The organism is Pseudomonas sp. 34 E 7, assembly GCF_900005715.1.
Classification (GTDB): Bacteria; Pseudomonadota; Gammaproteobacteria; order Pseudomonadales; family Pseudomonadaceae; genus Aquipseudomonas; species Aquipseudomonas orientalis_A.
Genome location: NZ_CVTX01000101.1, coordinates 1 through 15,914 on the forward strand (window position 1 = coordinate 1; position 15,914 = coordinate 15,914).

The following is a 15,914-nucleotide window of genomic DNA, read 5'->3' on the forward strand; positions in this document are numbered from 1 at the left end:
GACCGCACTACCGCCCGCGCCACCCAGCGCCGCGCCAATGGCCGAACCGGTGTTGCCGCCCAACTGCTGGCCGACAACCGAGCCTAGAACCCCGCCCAATGCGCCGCCTACACCGGCTTCGGTGGTGCCGCCGGCCATGGCTGCGCCACTGACCAGGCCAAGGGACAACAAGAGAATCGAGGAGAACTTCATTCAGGGAAACCTCAAGGGGATGACGGCGCGATCCTGAGGTTGTATCGAGACGCTGACAATCGAAATCCGACCGGCGGCAGAAGTTGTATACAATGTGTTAAGTTACTGTTTTGTATAGGGAACTTAAATTGTTTTTACGGGTCTTTAGTTACTTCGGAACGGCCGCTTTTAGGTAAAAGCGGCCTTTTTTGTGCCTGTAAAATGTGCGCTGAAAATGCTGGCCTCTTCGCGGGGCTAGCCCCAATGCCTGTCAGTTAAGGCTTTTTGTAGGAGCGAGGGGGGCGCCTACAGAGGGCGGTCTACGCTTAACTGACTGGCATTAGGGCAAGTCAGGCCGAGCGCGCCATGATCAAGCCTGTGTCACTCGCCGCTTCCAAACGAATCGCGACAAACTTCGACGTTGGCGTATGGCTGCCCTCTCCCGTGCTTTCCAACGGCACCAGCGGGTTCACTTCCGGATAGTAAGCCGCCGCCTGCCCGGCCGGGATATCGAACGCCAGCAGGGTAAAGCCTTTCACACGGCGTTCACGGCCGTCTTCCCACAACGAGATGATGTCTGCCTTCTGCCCTGGCTTGAAGCCCAGGCGGATGATGTCGGCTTCGTTGACGAACAGCACATCCCGCTGCCCTTTGACCCCGCGATAACGGTCGTCCAGGCCATAGATAGTGGTGTTGTACTGATCGTGGGAGCGCATCGACTGCATGATCAGGTCCGGCACCCGCCCTGTGGCGTGGGTGCGCTCATGAATCAGGTCCTTGGGCAGGATGTTCGGCCGGAAGTTGGCGCGGCCCGATGGGGTGTTCCAGCGGCGTGCGCCGGCGGAATTGCCCAGATAGAAGCCGCCGGGGTGTTTGATCTTCTCGTTGAAGTCCTTGAAGCCTGGAATGGTATCGGCGATCAGGTCGCGGATGCGGCCGTAGTCGGCGACCAACCAGTTCCAGTCCACAGGCTTGCTGCCCAGGGTCGCGGCGGCGATGCCGGCCAGGATCGCAGGCTCCGATTTCATCAGTTTCGACAGCGGCTGCAGCTGGCCATTGGAGCCGTGGACCATGCTGAACGAGTCTTCCACCGTCACCGCTTGCGGGCCGTCGGCCTGAATGTCGATGTCGGTACGGCCCAGGCAGGGCAGGATCAGGGCGTCTTTACCGTGCATCAGGTGGCTGCGGTTGAGCTTGGTGCTGATCTGCACGGTCAGGTCGCAGTTGCGCAATGCCTCGAAGGTGCGGGTACTGTCGGGCGTCGCCTGGGCAAAGTTGCCGCCCAGGCCGATAAACACCTTGGCGCGGCCCTCGAGCATCGCGTGGATGGCTTCGACCACGTTGTGCCCATTGGTACGCGGCACCTGGAACTGGAAGCGGCGCTCCAGTGAGTCGAGGAACGCCGCCGGTGGGCGCTCGTTGATGCCCATGGTGCGGTCACCCTGCACGTTGCTGTGGCCACGCACCGGGCACAGGCCAGCGCCTGGACGGCCAATGTTGCCGCGCAGCAGCATCAGGTTGGCGATTTCCTGGATGGTCGGCACCGAGTGACGGTGCTGGGTAATGCCCATCGCCCAGCACATGATCACGTTCTTGCCTTTGGCATACATGCGCGCGGCTTGCTCGATCTCCACCAGTGTCAGGCCGGACTGCTCGACGATTTCCTCCCATGAGGTGTCATCGATCTGACCCAGATAGTCCAGGACGTTAACGGTGTGTTCGTTGAGGAAGTCATGATCGAACACGGCTTCCTTGCCTTCGGCCAGGGCCTGGCGCTCCCACAGCAGCAGGAACTTGGCCATGCCGCGCAGAATGGCCATGTCGCCGCCCAGGGCCGGGCGGAAATAGGCTGTGTTGGTCGGCTTGTCGCCGTTGGTGAGCATTTCCAGCGGATGTTGCGGGTGCTGGAAGCGTTCCAGGCCACGTTCTTTCAGGGGGTTGATACACACCACCTGGGCGCCGCGTTTCACCGCTTCGCGCAGTGGCTCGAGCATGCGCGGGTGGTTGGTGCCGGGGTTCTGGCCCCAGACGAAAATCGCGTCGGCGTGTTCGAAGTCATCAAAGGTCACGGTGCCTTTGCCCACGCCCACACTCTGTGCCAGGGCGACGCCGCTGGCTTCGTGGCACATGTTCGAGCAGTCCGGGAAGTTGTTGGTGCCGTAGGCGCGCACGAACAGCTGATACAGGTAGGCGGCTTCATTGCTGGCGCGGCCCGAGGTGTAGAACTCGGCCATGTCCGGGCTGGGCAGGGCATTGAGGTGCTTGCCGACCAGGTCGAACGCGGCTTCCCAACTGATGGGCTGGTAGCGGTCGGTCTCGGCGTTGTAGCGCATGGGCTCGGTGAGACGGCCTTGATATTCCAGCCAGTAATCGCTTTGTTCCAGCAGCGCGGTAACGCTGTGCTTGGCGAAGAACGCCGCGTCCACGCGGCGCTTGGTGGCTTCCCAGTTGACGGCCTTGGCGCCGTTCTCGCAGAACTTGACCATGCCGCTTTCCGGCGAGTCGCCCCAGGCACAGCCCGGGCAGTCGAAGCCGCCGTTCTGGTTGGTCTTGAGCATCATGCGCAGGTTTTTCAGCGCGTTGTCGCTGGTCAGCCAGGCTTGCGCCACGCTGATCAACGCACCCCAGCCGCCGGCCGGGCCTTTATAGGGCTTATAGCGTGGGGTTGGGGTCTGGTCGGCTTGGTGGTGAAGGCTCATGGCTGGTACTCCATCGCAGGGCTGTAGACCCGCGGCGCGCTTTTCTGCGGCAGGTGGATGAGATTGAGGTTATGCCGGCGCGCCCATTGCAGGGCCAGGCCGGTGGGCGACGACAGGCTGACCAGGGTCTGGATGCCCGCGCGCAGGACTTTCTGGATCAATTCGAGGCTGCAGCGGCTGGTGACAATCGCCAGCCCGCCGTCGGTCGGAATCTTTTGGCGAATCAAGGCGCCAATCAGTTTGTCCAGGGCGTTATGCCGGCCGATGTCTTCGCGGCCCATCAGCAATTCGCCCTGGTCGTTCATGAACACCGCCGCATGCACCGCGCCGCTGTGTTGGCCCAGCGGCTGGAATGCACCGATGCGCTGGCGCAGGCCATCGAGCCATTCGGCCGGTGGCAAGGGCGCGCCGGGCAGCACCTGAAGGTCGGGCAAGGCCTGCTCCACCGCTTCGACACCGCACAGGCCGCAGCCGCTGGTACCGGCCAATTGGCGACGCTGTTGCTTGAGGTTCCAAAATGCACGGCTGGAAATCTGTACCTGAGCATACTGGGCGGAACCCGAACCACTGAGCTTCAGATCGTATATGTCGCTAACGTCGCGGATGATGCCGCTGCCAAGGCTGAAACCGACGATAAAATCCTCAAGGTCGGTCGGCGTCACCAGCATGACGGCCTGGCTGATATCGTTGTAGGCAATCGCCAACGCCACTTCTTCGGCCAGCGCAGTGCTGCCGACGTCGGTGTGTTCCAGATTGCTGTACTGATAGCTCTGGCTGGCGGCGGGCGCTGGCGTTTCGAGGGCGGGCGCCGCGCAGGTGGGGCGCTTGGCGTTCATGGGGCAATACCACCGGCGGATTGATCAGTGTTCAGACTAGGCGCGACAAAGGGTCGCGTCTAATCGCCAGTATTGATGTATTGATAGATGGCGTCGATCAAGGTTCGTTTTTTAGTCAGGGAGTGACCCGGAACCCAGCTCTTTGGGACTGGTCTAGTCTTGGGCATCAGGTACTTAAACCCAAGGAGAGCGCACCATGAGTATTTTCAGTTTTGTTAAGGAAGCAGGCGAGAAATTGATTGATCTGCTGACGCCGGGTAATGCCAACGCCAGTGAGCAGTTGAAGGACCACATCTCCAAGGTTGGCCTTGGAAATCCGAATGTGCAGGCCACCGTTGAGGGTGACAAAGTCACGGTGACGGGCGAAGTCGCAACTCAGGAAGAGAAAGAAAAAATCATCCTGGCGGCCGGTAATATCGCAGGTGTCGGCAGTGTCGAAGACAAGATCACCGTCTCCGGCCCGGCGGTTACCGCTGCGCGTTTCGTGGTTGTGAAAAAAGGCGACACCCTCAGCGCGATTTCCCTGACGGTGTACGGCAACGCCAATCAGTACAACAAGATTTTCGAGGCCAACAAGCCCATGTTGTCGCACCCGGACAAAATCTACCCAGGCCAGACCCTGCGTATCCCTGAGTAATACGCAGGATAAAACGAGGAAGCTCGCCCTTTTTGCAGGAGCGAGCTTGCTCGCGAAAAACTCACAGGCACCGCGTTTATGCAGGAAATACGCGTTATCGTTGACGTTTTTCGCGAGCAAGTTCGCTCCTACAGATTGGTATTAGGGCGTGTCCCCCTCCCACACTCGCTCACAGCCCGGTAATAAGTTCTCGATAATTCCCGACGGCTGCAAACTCTGCAGTGTCCTTTGGCCCCTTTTTGCTGTCGGGCTCTTTGACTGCCAGCAAATGGCCCACCCCGAAATCCCTGGCACTGCGCAGAATCGGCAAGGTGTCGTCGATAAACAGGCTCCGGGCCGGGTCGAAGTCGATGTCTGCTTGCAGCGCTGCCCAGAACTGCGGGTTCTCCTTGGGAAAACCGTAATCGTGGGAGCTGATCAGTTGTTCGAAGTACGGCGCCAACTCGATGCGCTCCAACTTCAAGGACAACGAATCGCGATGGGCGTTGGTGATCATGATCACGCGCTTGCCGGCCTGTTTGATCGCTGCCAGAAAAGTATCGGCGTCCGGGCGCAGGGCAATCAGGTGGGCGGTTTCCAGCTTGAGTTCGCGCACGGGGATTGCAAGTTCTGCGCTCCAGAAATCCAGGCAATACCATTGCAACTGTCCGGCGTTACGCTCGAACAGCGGCTGCAATTCCATTTGCGCCATGGCCAGGCTCACGCCGTGCAGCTCGGCGTAGCGTTGCGGCAGGTGCTCCATCCAGAAGTGGTTGTCGTAATGCAGGTCGAGCAAGGTGCCGTCCATGTCCAGCAGGACAGTGTCGATGGCGTGCCAGGGCAAAGAGGGCATGGGGCGTTCTCATGTAAGTAAAGATATCCGACACAGACAATCGGAAAAGCCACGGTATAGTAACCCGATCACGCCAAGGAGCCGTTTATGCGCCAGAAACCCACCGTCCTCGCCCGCGAAATAGTCGCCAGTAGCCGTTTGTTCCGCGTGGAGGAAGTGCAATTGCGCTTTTCCAATGGCGTTGAGCGCACCTACGAACGTCTGGTGGGCCGTGGTGCGGGTTATGGCGCGGTGATGATCGTGGCGATGATCGACGAAGACCACGCATTGCTGGTGGAAGAGTACTGCGGCGGCACCGATGAATATGAGCTGTCCTTGCCCAAGGGCTTGATCGAGCCCGGCGAGGATGTGCTGGCGGCGGCGGACCGCGAACTCAAGGAAGAGGCCGGCTATGGCGCGCGCCAGTTGGAACATATCACCGAGCTGTCGCTGTCGCCCGGCTATATGAGCCAGAAAATCCAAGTGGTGCTCGCCACTGATCTGTACGAAGAGCGCCTGGAAGGCGATGAACCTGAGCCTATGCGCGTGGAGCGGGTCAACCTGCGTGAGCTGTCGGCACTGGCGCAGAACGAGCAGTTCAGCGAGGGCCGGGCGCTGGCCGCGCTGTATCTGGTACGAGACCTGCTGACCCAGCGTGGGGTGTTTACCTTATGAGCGAATTGTTTCTGGGCCATCCGTTTATCGCGCCGGTCATTGAACTGGCGCGCCAGGCCGGTGAAGCCATCCTGCCGTACTGGCGTGCCGATGTGGCGGTGACCGCCAAGGCGGATGATTCGCCGGTGACGGCCGCCGACCTCGCCGCGCATCATCTGATTCTCGCGGGTCTCACGGCGCTGGACCCGAGCATTCCGGTGCTGTCCGAAGAAGACGCCGATATCGACCAGAGCGTGCGCGCCGGCTGGCAGCGCTGGTGGCTGGTGGACCCGCTGGACGGCACCAAGGAATTCATCAGCGGCAGTGAAGAGTTCACGGTCAATATCGCCTTGATCGAGCAGGGCCGTGTGGTGTTCGGCGTGGTCTCGATGCCCACCAGCGGTCGTTGCTACTTCGGCGGCGCGGGCCTGGGAGCCTGGCGCTCGGATGTAAATGCCGCGCCCAGGCAGATCCAGGTGCGCCAGACGCCGGCTGCGGGTGAAGCCTTTACTGTGGTTGCCAGCCGCCGGCATACCAGCCCGGAGCAGGAGCGTTTGCTGGAGGGGTTGAGCCAGGGTTTGGGCGAGCTGAAACTGGCGAATATCGGCAGTTCGTTGAAGTTCTGCCTGTTGGCCGAAGGCAGTGCCGATTGTTATCCGCGCCTGGCGCCGACGTCGCAGTGGGATACCGCGGCGGCGCAAGGTGTGTTGGAAGGGGCGGGGGGCGCGGTACTGGAGTTGAACGGCAAGCCGTTCAGCTACCCGGCGCGGGAATCGTTGCTGAACCCGTTCTTTCTGGCGTTGCCGGCCAAGGCGGCATGGCGTGAACGCTTGTTGAGCCTGGCCAGGTCTTAAGTCACAGCAAAACAAAATGTGGGAGGGGGCTTGCCCCCGATTGCGGTGTAACAGTCAGAAGCGGGTTGTCTGACACACTGCTATCGGGGGCAAGCCCCCTCCCACATTTGCTTTGGATAATGGCGGCTAGCGGTGCAGGACGTACTGGCCGGTGAAGGTTACTGCGCGGTCTTCGCGGCCTTCATTCACAATCCATGTGTCCAGCGCCAACCGCGCCCGGCCATGGCGTTTGTAGGTCGCCACGAAGCGCTTCCACACCTTCTCCTCCGGCGCCGTGCAAATCACCGTCGCATCCTGCGTCACCGGCAACGGATAACTGATCTGTCCTTCCTGAATCACGATGTGCCCGTCTTCGATGCCGTCTTCGCGCAGTCTCAGGTGCAACCAACCCCAGCCTGCCAGGACGGCGCCGCAATAGAGGCTGCCGCCAAACATGGTGCTCTTGTGGTTGATATTGGCTTGCAAGGGCAGATGCAGTTGCAGCTGGTGGTGTTGCCAGTCGAGCACCTTGAGCCCCATTTCCCGAGTGAGGGGGATGTCGTGATGGAGGATGGATTCCAGGTAACGGCTGTCGCGGCTCATGGCGGCCTCTTGGTGGGTGGACGGGGTCATTCGTCGTCTGCGCTGTGGTGGGCGCTGTCGGCGAAGTTCAGGCCGTGTTTGCGCAATTTGTCGTGCAGGGTCTTGCGTGGCACGCCGAGGGCTTCGGCGAGGCTGCGCAGGGAGCTGTGGGGGCGGGTCAGTTCGGCGGCGATCAGGCTTTTTTCGAATTGTTCGACTTGCTCGCTCAAACCGCCAGGCGTGGAGGTCAGGGTGCTGGTGGACGGATCGTCCGGCGTACTGTCCAGGGCCAGTTCCAGGCCCAGGGCGAAGCGTTCGGCGGCGTTTTGCAGTTCGCGCACATTGCCCGGCCAACTGTGGCGCAACAGCAGGGCGCGTTGCCCCGGTTGCAGCTCGTGCAGCGGCAGGCCGTGGCGGCTGCTGGCTTCGTCGGCGAAGTGCTGGAACAGCATCAGCGCGTCTTCGCCACGTTCGCGCAGCGGTGGAATGCGCAGCGGCGCGACGTTGAGACGGTAATACAAGTCGGCGCGGAAGCGGCCCTGGTCGGCGGCCTGGCGCAGGTCTTCCTTGGTGGCGGCGATGATGCGGATGTCCAGCGGGATCAACTGGTTGCCGCCCAGGCGCTCGACCACCCGCTCCTGCAGCAGGCGCAGCAGCTTGACCTGCACGTCCAGGCTCATGCTTTCGATTTCATCGAGAAACAGCGTGCCGCCGTTGGCGAATTCGAACTTGCCGATACGGCGCTTCTGCGCGCCGGTAAACGCGCCGGGTTCATGGCCGAACAGTTCGCTTTCCACCACCGACTCGGCCAGTGCCCCGGCGTTGATCGCCACGAACGGGCCGCTGCGCCGGTTCGAAAGATCGTGCAAGGCCCGGGCGACGACTTCTTTGCCGGCGCCGGTTTCGCCGAGGATCAGCACATCGGCCTTGGTCGCCGCCAGCGCACCGATTTGCTCGCGCAGGCGCAGCATCTGCGGCGAATACCCGACCAGGCGCGTGCTCAGTTGCTGCCGATCGCTGAGGGCCAGGCGCAGGCTGCGGTTGTCCAGCACCAGGCGGCGCAAGGCCAGGGCGCGGCGTACGCTGTCGAGCAACGCGTCGCTGGCGAAGGGTTTTTCAAGGAAGTCGTAGGCGCCGGCGCGCATGGCCTGCACCGCCAGCGGCACGTCGCCGTGGCCGGTGATCAGCAGCACCGGCAGGTCCGGGTCCTGGCCGTGCAGTTCGGCGAGCAGCTCCAGGCCGTCCATGCCGGGCATGCGGATATCGCTGACCACCACGCCCTGCCAGTCCCGCGACAGGCGCGCGGTAAGGCCGCTGGCTTCGCCCAGGGTCAGCACTTTCAGCCCGGCGAGGTCCAGGGTCTGGCATAGCGCCTGACGCAAATGGGGATCGTCGTCGATCAGCACCACCTGAATCTGGTTATCGATACTCATACACTGCGGTCCTCGGACGGTTGCACACTGACGCCCGGCGAGCCGGCGCGCAATTTCAAGGTTAACAGCGCGCCGCCTTCCTTGCGGTTGGCGAACAGCAGCTCGCCGCCGAACGCACGCATCAGGGTTTCACAGATGGCCAGGCCAAGGCCCAGGCCCTGGGTGCGTGTCTTGGTGGTGTAGAACGGCTCGCTGGCGCGGCCCAGGGCTTCCATGCAAAAGCCCGGGCCGTTGTCGCGGATGTACAGGTTGACGCCCTGGTCGGTGGTTTGGGCACTCAGCCAGAGTTTGCGCGGCGGGCCTTTTTCGGTGAGGGCGTCGAGGGCGTTGGCCAGCAGGTTGCCCAGCACCTGGCGCAGACGGGTTTCACCGGCCTGTACCCATAAGGTCGCCTCGGGCAGGTCGCGGATCAATTCCACCTCCATTGAGCGCCGCCGCTTGCCCAGCAACGCCAGCGCATCGTCCAGCGCCGGTTGCAACGCCACGCTTTCCGGCGCGTGGCGGTCGCGGCGGGCGAACGCGCGCAAGTGCGCGATGATCGACGCCATGCGCCCGGTCAGTTCGCTGATCAACTTGAGGTTACCGCGGGCATCGGCGGTGCGTTCATGGTCGAGCAGCACTTCAGCGTTTTCCGCGTAGCTGCGAATCGCCGCCAGGGGTTGGTTCAGTTCATGGCTGATGCTGGCCGACATGGTGCCCAGCGCCGAGAGTTTACCGGCCTGTACCAGGTCGTCCTGGGCGCGTACCAGTTCCTGCTGGGCGTGTTCGCGCTCCAGCACTTCCTGTTTCAGGCGCCGATTCAGGCCCTCCAGGTCGCTGGTCCGCTCGGCCACGCGCATTTCCAGCTCGCGGCGGGCCTTGGCTTCGAAGGCGATGCGCTCCAGATAATGGCGACGGCGCTGCATCATCAAGCCGAGCAGCAGCATCAGCACCAGCAATGTCGCGCCGCCGACGGCCACTACGGTGCGCACCGGGCGGTTGATCAGCGACTGTGGGGCGAGGATTTCCACGTTCCAGCCGGTTTCGGCGATGGCGGTGGATTGACGCAGCCAGGCGCTGCTGCTGAGGTTCAGTGGCTGCGGATCACGGGTCGGGTAAGGCTGGATGGCAATAATGGCCTGGCGTTCTTCGTCGGTCAGCGGGCGTGTGGCGCGGAACCGCCATTGCGGGCGCGAGGTGAGGATCACCACGCCATTGTGGTCGGTCACCAGCAGTTGTTCCGGGGTATTGCCCCACAGGCTCTCGGTGTGGTCCAGGTCGACCTTGACCACCAGCACACCGATGATTTTCTCATCATCGCGCACGGCGGCGGCGAAGAAATAGCCGCGCTTGGCCGAGGTGGTGCCCAGCCCGAAAAAACGCCCCAGGCGCCCGGCCATGGCTTCGCTGAAATAGGGGCGAAAGGAAAAATTGCGCCCTACAAAGCTGTCTTGCTTATCCCAGTTGGACGCGGCGAGGGTCTTGCCGGTGGTGTCCATCAGGTACATCACCTCCACCCCGGCCTGGGCGGCGACATCCTTGAGCAGCACGTTGGCATTGACCAGGTTGGTGCTGATCTGCGGCGCATCCAGCGCGGTGCGCAGGGCCGGCAGGTCACCGAGGATCTGCGGCAGCACTTCATAGCGATGCAGGGTGCCCAACAGGTTGGCGACGTACAGGTCCAGGGTCTGACGGTTCTGCCCGGCCAGTTCGCTGCGGTAGTAGCGCTCGGCCAGGTGTTCCAGCGGCCATAGCAGCGGCGCCAGGCACAACGCCAACAGGGCCAGGCTGCGCCAGCGGGGTCTTCGTGGAAGAGGTGGGGTCATGGGGATCATGCGCCTGTGGGTACAGGCGCATTATGCCTAGTGCTGCCTGGCAAGACACTCGTGCAATGCGTCCTGCCATTGCGGCTGGCTGACGTGCCATTGCTGCTGCAGGCGGCTGCAATCGAGGCGTGAGTTCAGCGGGCGCCTGGCGGGTGTTGGATAGGCGCTGGACGGGATCGCTTCCAGCTCGGCACAGGGTTTGCCTTCGGCACGCAGTTGCTCGCCAATCGCCTCGGCAAAGCCGAACCATGAGGTTTCACCCTGGGCAGTCAGGTGATAAACGCCCCACTCGCCGGCGTCACCGGCTTGCCAGCGCTCGATCAGTGCGCGCGTACTGTCGGCGATAGTCCCGGCCCACGTCGGCGCGCCGATCTGGTCGGCGACGATGCGCATCTGCGGTTTTTCCTGCAGCAGGCGCTGCATGGTCAGCAGGAAGTTCTTGCCGTGGCTGGAATACACCCAACTGGTGCGCAGAATCAGGTACTTGCCACCTACAGCCGCAATCGCCTGTTCACCCGCCAGTTTGCTCTGGCCGTACACACCCAGTGGGTTGGGCGTGTCGTTTTCGGTGTACGGGGCAGGTTTGCTGCCGTCGAACACGTAGTCGGTGGAGTAATGAATCAGCGGGATACCCAACGCCTTGGCTTCTTCGGCGAGAATGCCGGGAGCGATGGCGTTGATGGCGAAAGCTGCGTCCGGCTCGCTTTCGGCCTGATCGACCGCAGTGTGGGCGGCGGCGTTGATGATCAGGTCTGGGCGATGGACGCGCACTTGCTGGCGGATAAGGTCTACATCTGCCAGGTCAAGTTGCTTGCTGCCCAGGACGATAAGTTCGCCCAGGCCCTCAAGCCGCCGTTGCAGCTCTTGGGAGACTTGGCCGTGTTGGCCGGTGATGAGGATTTTCAGGGGCGCTGTCACAGGAATAGATCCGCGTCTTTCAGGGTTTTACCGTTTTGATCCTTGGCGGACAGTGTCGGTATGCTATTGAGCTGCCAATCGATGTTGAGATCCGGGTCATCCCAACGGATGCAACGTTCCGCAGACGGAACATAGTAATCCGTGGTCTTGTAGAGGAATTCGGCGGAGGCGCTCAACACGACGAATCCGTGGGCAAACCCTGGTGGAATCCACAACTGGCGGTTATTTTCTGCCGATAGGCGCACGCTCGCCCATTTGCCGAAATGTGGCGAGCGGCGGCGGATATCCACCGCCACGTCGAGCACTTCGCCGGCAGTGACACGCACCAGTTTCCCCTGGGCGTGTTCTACCTGGTAGTGAAGACCTCTGAGTACGCCTTTTTGCGAGCGCGAGTGATTATCCTGCACAAACTGCAGCTGTAACCCGCTGGCTTTTTCAAACGCGCGGGCATTAAAACTCTCATAAAAAAAACCGCGCTCATCGCCAAAAACTTTCGGCTCGATGATTAATACACCGGGCAGCTCAGTGGCGATCACGTTCATTTAATGTTTCCAGCGAGCATATACAGGTACTGACCGTAGCCTGTCTTGCCAAAGTACTTGGCACGCTCCAGCAGATAATCACGGTCGATCCAGCCGTTTTCATAGGCGATCTCTTCCAGGCACGCCACTTTCAAGCCTTGGCGGTGCTCGATGGTCTGAACGTAGGTCGAGGCTTCCAACAGGCTGTCATGGGTGCCGGTGTCGAGCCAGGCAAAGCCACGGCCGAAGCGTTCAACGTGCAGATCGCCACGCTTGAGGTAAGCGTTGTTAACGTCGGTGATCTCCAGCTCTCCACGTGGCGAAGGCTTGACCGCCTTGGCGATCTTGATCACGTCGTTATCGTAGAAGTACAGGCCGGTCACCGCGTAGTGGGACTTCGGTTTAGCCGGTTTTTCTTCGATGGACAGGGCACAGCCTTCGCTATCGAAGTCAATTACACCGAAACGTTCAGGGTCTTTGACCCAGTAACCGAATACGGTAGCGCCTGAAGGGCGTTCGGCCGCAGAGCGCAGTTGATCGCCAAAATGCTGGCCGTGGAAGATGTTGTCTCCCAGGATCAAGCACACAGGATCATCGCCAATGAATTCTTCGCCGATGATAAACGCCTGGGCCAAACCATCGGGCGAAGGCTGTTCCGCATAGCTGAAACGCACGCCGAACTGGCTGCCGTCACCCAAAAGGTTGCGGTATTGCGGCAGGTCCACCGGCGTGGAAATCACCAGGATGTCCTTGATCCCCGCCAGCATCAGCACCGAGATCGGGTAGTAAATCATCGGCTTGTCGTACACCGGCAACAGTTGTTTGGACACGCCCAGGGTAATGGGGTGCAAACGGGTGCCGGAACCGCCGGCCAATACAATTCCCTTCATCATGCGATCAGATCCTTCACGTCAGTATTGCCAAGTCGTTCACCTTGATAGCTGCCATCCTGGACCCTGCGGCACCATTCCAGGTTATCGAGGTACCACTGCACGGTCTTGCGCAGTCCGGTCTCAAAGGTTTCTTCCGGAACCCAGCCCAGTTCGCGCTCGATTTTGCTGGCGTCGATCGCGTAGCGTTGGTCGTGGCCCGGACGATCCTTGACGAAAGTGATCAGGTCGGTGAATTTTTCCACGCCGGCCGGACGCTGTGGCGCCAGCTCTTCCAACAGGGCGCAGATGCCGCGTACGACGTCGATATTCTTCTGTTCGTTGTGGCCGCCGATGTTGTAGGTCTCGCCAACCACCCCAGTCGTCACCACCTTGAGCAGCGCACGGGCGTGATCCTCGACGAACAGCCAGTCGCGCACTTGCAGACCATCGCCATACACCGGCAGCGGCTTGCCCGCGAGGGCGTTGAGAATCACCAGTGGGATCAGTTTTTCAGGGAAGTGGAACGGCCCGTAGTTGTTCGAGCAGTTGGTCAACAGCACCGGCAGGCCGTAGGTACGCTGCCAGGCGCGGACCAGATGGTCGGAGGCTGCCTTGCTGGCCGAGTACGGCGAGCTGGGGGCGTAAGGCGTGGTTTCGGTGAAGAGATCGTCCACGCCGTGCAGGTCGCCGTACACCTCATCGGTGGAGATGTGGTGGAAACGGAACGCGCTTTTGGCCGGTTCAGCCAGCTTCTGCCAATAGGCACGGGTGGCTTCGAGCAGGCTGTAGGTGCCGACGATGTTGGTCTGGATAAAATCCGACGGGCCGTCGATGGAACGGTCCACATGGGACTCGGCCGCCAGGTGCATGATCGCGTCTGGCTCAAAGCGCGCCAGGACGGCGCTGACGGTGGCCTGGTCGATGATATCGGCCTGGACGAACTCGTAGCGGCTGTTTGCCGCGATGCTGGCCAGCGACTCAAGGTTGCCGGCGTAGGTGAGCTTGTCCAGGTTGAGCACTTCGTGCTCAGTGTGCTGGATCAGATGCCGGATCAGGGCCGAGCCAATAAATCCGGCACCGCCGGTGATGAGAATACGCATGTCGAGGGCCTTTTCCTTAGACGGACATTAAGCGAAAGAAGCATAGCTTGAGTTGTGAATCGGACGAGCGCAAGCGCGGCGAGCAGGAGGGGTTGATTAACGCCCCCGAACAATGGCGATATAGACGTCTGATAAAACCGAGGTCGTCACAATGTTGCTCGCCACATTGATCCACCATGCCAGCCTGCCGTGCTTCTGGTTGAGCCTTGAGCAGGCAGCTATCTGCTTGAGCACTGTTACGGCCTGAGTGGCACATTGCGATCTCTGTGCAGTCAGCAAGACCTTAACTTCAACATTGACAGTGCCCTGAGGGGCTTCGTTCTGAAAATTTGCCGGGTGACAGTTGTAAAAATCGATTGTTATCGGCTGAATGCGATTGTTTTTATAAAATTCCATATTTTTAAGCTACTAAAGCCGATATTTATCCGTTATAAAGTCGGCTTTCACCCCATTCGGAGCCTTCATCGTCATGACTACCTTGCACAGCACGCCTCGCGCCGATGGCTTTCATATGCCCGCCGAATGGGCGCCACAAACCCAGACCTGGATGATCTGGCCCGAGCGCCCGGACAACTGGCGCCTGGGCGGCAAGCCGGCGCAGGCGGCCCACGTGGCCGTGGCCAAGGCCATCGCACGGTTCGAACCGGTGACCGTCGCGGTTTCCGCCGGCCAGTACGAAAACGCCCGCAGCCGCCTCGACGTGCCGAATATCCGCGTGGTGGAGATGTCCAGCGACGACGCGTGGGTGCGGGACACCGGCCCGACATTCGTGATCAACGACAGCGGCGAAGTGCGCGGTGTGAACTGGGATTTCAACGCCTGGGGCGGGTTTGACGGCGGTTTGTATGCGCCGTGGAACCGCGACTCACAAGTGGGCGGCAAGATTCTCGAGATCGAGCGCGCCTCACGTTACCGCACCGAAGGCTTCGTACTGGAGGGCGGTTCCATTCACGTCGACGGCGAAGGCACCCTGATCACCACCGAAGAGTGCCTGTTGAACCGCAACCGCAATCCGCACCTGGATCGCGCAGCCATTGAAGCGGTACTCAGCGCCAACCTGGCTGTGGATAAGATCATCTGGTTGCCGGATGGCCTGTTCAACGACGAAACCGACGGCCATGTGGATAACTTCTGCTGCTACGTGCGCCCCGGTGAAGTGCTGCTGGCCTGGACCGACGACCCGCAAGACCCGAACTACGCGCGCTGCCATGCCGCCATGGACGTACTGCAAAGCAGCACTGACGCCCAGGGCCGCTCGTTCACGGTGCACAAGATGCCGATTCCAGGGCCGCTGTACGCTACCGAGGAAGAATGTGCCGGTGTCGATCCGGTGGACGGGAGCCAGGAACGTAATCCGAGCGTGCGCTTGGCCGGCTCCTACGTAAACTTCCTGATCGTCAACGGCGGCATCATCGCGCCGAGCTTCGACGACCCGCTGGACCACCAGGCCAAGCAGATCCTGCAGAACCTGTTCCCGCAACACGAAGTAGTGATGGTGCCGGGCCGCGAACTGTTACTGGGGGGCGGCAACATACACTGCCTGACCCAGCAGCAGCCCGCCCCGCAGAGAAATTGAGTGCAGTTGTAACAGTGCCTTGATGGCGAGTGAGCACCGCGAGATAGCGGTGTTCCAGGCAAGCCCGTGGCCCTGCAAGGTCGCGGGCTTTTTTGCTTCTCAATACCCGTGAATACGGGACATTGGCATAGCTCTTGTATCGCAGAGAGGCGACAGGGACTCAGGTCAAGACCGCGTTGTTCTGTCACATACCTTGAGTACGTTAGCCGCTCACGCAGCAGGAGAGAGCGCTGAAATGAATGCCGAAATCAACCCGATCTACATGCGCACGTTCCACCCGGTGCGGGTCGATGGCGATGCCATCCACGCGCTGGGGCTCTGGTTGAGGGAAAACGGCTCGAGGCAAGTCAGGCAACAGCCTGACTTGCGCAGCGTGATGAGCGAACGCTACCCGGCGGGTTTGTTCACGGAGGATGAGGTGCAGGTGTTGTGCGAGCTGATGAGTCACTGAACAGCTGCCACATCG

General features: G+C 61.2%; 15 protein-coding genes and 2 pseudogenes. 6 read left to right on the plus strand and 11 right to left on the minus strand.

Translation table 11 applies throughout. From position 1 onward, the window contains the following. The 3 genes and pseudogenes from BFP96_RS07740 to fdhD all read right to left on the minus strand — a co-directional run. A pseudogene (locus tag BFP96_RS07740) lies at positions 1 to 192 on the minus strand (hypothetical protein); the annotation flags it as partial. Positions 193 to 521: 329 nt separating this feature from the next. Further along, positions 522 to 2,870, minus strand: a complete 2,349-nt coding sequence (locus BFP96_RS07745; RefSeq protein ID WP_065935969.1) for an FdhF/YdeP family oxidoreductase — start codon at positions 2,868 to 2,870, stop codon at positions 522 to 524. Then, positions 2,867 to 3,706, minus strand: a complete 840-nt coding sequence (fdhD, locus tag BFP96_RS07750) for a formate dehydrogenase accessory sulfurtransferase FdhD (protein ID WP_065892658.1) — start codon at positions 3,704 to 3,706, stop codon at positions 2,867 to 2,869. Before fdhD ends, BFP96_RS07745 begins: the two co-directional genes overlap by 4 nt. A gap of 196 nt (positions 3,707 to 3,902) precedes the next feature. On the opposite strand from fdhD, the gene lysM reads away from it, so the two are divergent. Continuing rightward, on the plus strand, positions 3,903 to 4,343 hold the full coding sequence (lysM, locus tag BFP96_RS07755) for a peptidoglycan-binding protein LysM (RefSeq protein WP_065892659.1): 441 nt from the start codon (positions 3,903 to 3,905) through the stop codon (positions 4,341 to 4,343). Positions 4,344 to 4,512: 169 nt separating this feature from the next. On the opposite strand, the gene yrfG is transcribed toward lysM, so the two are convergent. Further along, on the minus strand, positions 4,513 to 5,175 hold the full coding sequence (gene yrfG, locus BFP96_RS07760) for a GMP/IMP nucleotidase (protein WP_065935970.1): 663 nt from the start codon (positions 5,173 to 5,175) through the stop codon (positions 4,513 to 4,515). 87 nt (positions 5,176 to 5,262) lie between these two features. On the opposite strand from yrfG, the gene nudE reads away from it, so the two are divergent. Beyond that, positions 5,263 to 5,829, plus strand: a complete 567-nt coding sequence (gene nudE, locus BFP96_RS07765; protein WP_065883206.1) for an ADP compounds hydrolase NudE — start codon at positions 5,263 to 5,265, stop codon at positions 5,827 to 5,829. Further along, on the plus strand, positions 5,826 to 6,662 hold the full coding sequence (cysQ, locus tag BFP96_RS07770; RefSeq protein WP_065892661.1) for a 3'(2'),5'-bisphosphate nucleotidase CysQ: 837 nt from the start codon (positions 5,826 to 5,828) through the stop codon (positions 6,660 to 6,662). The genes nudE and cysQ overlap by 4 nt, the downstream gene beginning before the upstream one ends. A 126-nt stretch (positions 6,663 to 6,788) precedes the next feature. On the opposite strand, the gene BFP96_RS07775 is transcribed toward cysQ, so the two are convergent. Genes BFP96_RS07775 through rfbB form a run of 7 tightly spaced genes read right to left on the minus strand, consistent with a single transcriptional unit; the run spans position 6,789 to position 13,872 of the window. Then, positions 6,789 to 7,244, minus strand: a complete 456-nt coding sequence (locus BFP96_RS07775; RefSeq protein ID WP_065935971.1) for a thioesterase domain-containing protein — start codon at positions 7,242 to 7,244, stop codon at positions 6,789 to 6,791. Between the two features lie 26 nt (positions 7,245 to 7,270). Beyond that, entirely contained in the window at positions 7,271 to 8,656 is a 1,386-nt protein-coding gene (locus BFP96_RS07780) for a sigma-54-dependent transcriptional regulator (protein ID WP_065935972.1), read from the minus strand. Further along, positions 8,653 to 10,461 carry a sensor histidine kinase gene (locus BFP96_RS07785; protein WP_065935973.1) on the minus strand — a complete coding sequence of 603 codons (1,809 nt, stop codon included), beginning with the start codon at positions 10,459 to 10,461 and terminating at the stop codon, positions 8,653 to 8,655. Before BFP96_RS07785 ends, BFP96_RS07780 begins: the two co-directional genes overlap by 4 nt. Before the next feature lie 36 nt (positions 10,462 to 10,497). Continuing rightward, positions 10,498 to 11,379 carry a dTDP-4-dehydrorhamnose reductase gene (rfbD, locus tag BFP96_RS07790; RefSeq protein ID WP_065935974.1) on the minus strand — a complete coding sequence of 294 codons (882 nt, stop codon included), beginning with the start codon at positions 11,377 to 11,379 and terminating at the stop codon, positions 10,498 to 10,500. Then, positions 11,376 to 11,921 carry a dTDP-4-dehydrorhamnose 3,5-epimerase gene (gene rfbC / locus BFP96_RS07795; RefSeq protein WP_065935975.1) on the minus strand — a complete coding sequence of 182 codons (546 nt, stop codon included), beginning with the start codon at positions 11,919 to 11,921 and terminating at the stop codon, positions 11,376 to 11,378. The genes rfbD and rfbC overlap by 4 nt, the downstream gene beginning before the upstream one ends. Next, a complete protein-coding gene (gene rfbA, locus BFP96_RS07800; RefSeq protein WP_065935976.1) occupies positions 11,918 to 12,793 on the minus strand; it encodes a glucose-1-phosphate thymidylyltransferase RfbA in 876 nt (291 codons plus the stop codon). Before rfbA ends, rfbC begins: the two co-directional genes overlap by 4 nt. Then, positions 12,790 to 13,872, minus strand: a complete 1,083-nt coding sequence (gene rfbB, locus BFP96_RS07805; protein ID WP_065935977.1) for a dTDP-glucose 4,6-dehydratase — start codon at positions 13,870 to 13,872, stop codon at positions 12,790 to 12,792. Before rfbB ends, rfbA begins: the two co-directional genes overlap by 4 nt. A 151-nt stretch (positions 13,873 to 14,023) precedes the next feature. On the opposite strand from rfbB, the pseudogene BFP96_RS31155 reads away from it, so the two are divergent. The 3 genes and pseudogenes from BFP96_RS31155 to BFP96_RS07820 all read left to right on the plus strand — a co-directional run. Beyond that, positions 14,024 to 14,208, plus strand: a pseudogene (locus BFP96_RS31155) (hypothetical protein); the annotation flags it as partial. A gap of 133 nt (positions 14,209 to 14,341) precedes the next feature. Then, positions 14,342 to 15,448 carry an agmatine deiminase gene (aguA, locus tag BFP96_RS07815; RefSeq protein WP_057725458.1) on the plus strand — a complete coding sequence of 369 codons (1,107 nt, stop codon included), beginning with the start codon at positions 14,342 to 14,344 and terminating at the stop codon, positions 15,446 to 15,448. A 235-nt stretch (positions 15,449 to 15,683) separates the two neighbouring features. After that, entirely contained in the window at positions 15,684 to 15,899 is a 216-nt protein-coding gene (locus BFP96_RS07820) for a hypothetical protein (protein ID WP_065892665.1), read from the plus strand. Positions 15,900 to 15,914 lie beyond the last annotated feature (15 nt).